Annotated in this window: 1 protein-coding gene; it reads right to left on the reverse strand. The window is 62.6% G+C overall.

What is annotated here, in order from left to right; translation table 11 throughout:
* Positions 1-274: 274 nt before the first annotated feature.
* On the reverse strand, positions 275-982 hold a 708-nt coding region (locus tag VL15_RS43000), incomplete at its 5' end, for an alpha/beta hydrolase family protein (protein ID WP_048252199.1).

Consider the following 982-nt stretch of genomic DNA (forward strand, 5'->3'; position numbering starts at 1 on the left):
GACAGCGAGGAGATCTCGTTCCCGTCCCTGGACGGTACCCCGCTGGAGGCGTGGTGGATTCCCCGGGCGGGCTCTGACAAGCTGGTGATCGTCAATCACCCAATGCCGATGAACCGCTACGGCTTTCCCTCGCACCTGCCTCGCTGGCAGTTCGTTCCGGGCAACGACATCGAGGTCAACTACATGCGGGAGTACCAGCACCTGCATGAGGCCGGCTACAACGTGCTGACCTACGACGCGCGCAACCACGGCCATAGCGGCGTCGCCAACGGCCTCACTTCACATGCTTGTCGAACCATTCGATCAACTGCTCCGGGTGTTCCGAGAAGTAGTTGTAGCCGTCCCACCGCCGGGTGCTGCCTTCGAGCCAGAACAGCTTCTTGTCGGCAACGGGGATGTTGTCGAAGATCGACTGCACGTCACTCGGCTTGGTCAGCGCGTCGTCACGCACCTGGAGGACGAACGCAGGCGCCTGCCAGTTCTTCGCGTATTCCAGCGGCGACACCTGGTCAATCTTGAAGCTGGTGATCAGCTGCACCTCACGGTCGATCGCGTCGAACTGGTCCGCGAGCCCCATGTATTCGAGGTTGCGCTCGACCATGGCACGCATCGAGATGGGCTGCACGGCAACAAGCGCCTGTACGTCGGCAAAGAGCTCCGGGTGTCGCGTCTTCGCGACGAAGGTGGCGTTGGCACCCATGCACCGGCTGAGCAGGCCCAGCTTCATGCCGCGGGTGTCGGGACGCGACTTGACGTACTTCAGCGAACCGGCCACGTCGCGGGATTCGAACAGCCCCCACGTGAAGATGTTGCCGTTGGCGACGCCGCTATGGCCGTGGTTGCGCGCGTCGTAGGTCAGCACGTTGTAGCCGGCCTCATGCAGGTGCTGGTACTCCCGCATGTAGTTGACCTCGATGTCGTTGCCCGGAACGAACTGCCAGCGAGGCAGGTGCGAGGGAAAGCCGTAGCGGTTCATCGGCAT

Source organism: Burkholderia cepacia, assembly GCF_001039005.1.
In the GTDB taxonomy this organism is placed as follows: domain Bacteria; phylum Pseudomonadota; class Gammaproteobacteria; order Burkholderiales; family Burkholderiaceae; genus Burkholderia; species Burkholderia theae.